Genomic DNA, 749 nt, shown 5'->3' on the forward strand with positions numbered 1-749 from the left:
AAAGATTTTAGTACCAACGTCACAGACGGTAGCCAAGATCTTACCTTTAATACCAACTTTACTGCGTTGGATAAAGATGGTGGCGAGGAACGAGTGCAGGTTGACGACGTCAAGGTTGAGATCAAGCCAGTTACGGATCCGATAGACAATGATGGTAAAACCACTATAGTCGATACGGATGAGGATACCAAAGTAGAAATTGAGATCGACTTAACCAACACGGCTGATGGTAATAATGTTGAGATTATTGATAATAAGCTGTATCTGCAGCTAGATGAGTCTGGTTTAACGACTGATAATGGCACTAGCGGAAAACTAATGGATGATAATGGTAACGACTTGACGCTTGTAACATTGGCAGATGGTGACGTTGCTGATATTCCAGCTGGTGATTATTATATCGTAGATGTAGGCACGCCTATTTTTTATGAACCTGCCGAAAATGAAGACGGCACGGCAACAGTTGATGTCTATGCCGCTCATAAAGAGAGTCATAATATCAGCGGACATGACAGTGGTACAAAGACTTATAAGCACAGTTATGACGTCACAGTCGAGTCGCAGCCAGACAATCTAAGTATTACTGATAAGAGTGATCAGTCAACAACCACTGCTATCGGTAGTGAAGATACCATGATTGCGATTGATTATAAGGTTGCGACTATCGATAAAGACGATACCGATGCCGCTACTGCCATCACCTTAGATAATATCCCTAATGGTTATCTGGTCTACTATACCGATACTAA

At 41.8% G+C, this 749-nt stretch carries 1 protein-coding gene; it reads left to right on the forward strand.

Features of this window, described 5'->3' with window-relative positions; all coding sequences use genetic code 11:
• Window positions 1-749: hypothetical protein (locus BTV99_RS13470; RefSeq protein ID WP_178377966.1), on the forward strand; the 749-nt coding region annotated here is incomplete at both ends.

The organism is Psychrobacter sp. Rd 27.2 (genome assembly GCF_001921755.1).
Classification (GTDB): Bacteria; Pseudomonadota; Gammaproteobacteria; order Pseudomonadales; family Moraxellaceae; genus Psychrobacter; species Psychrobacter celer.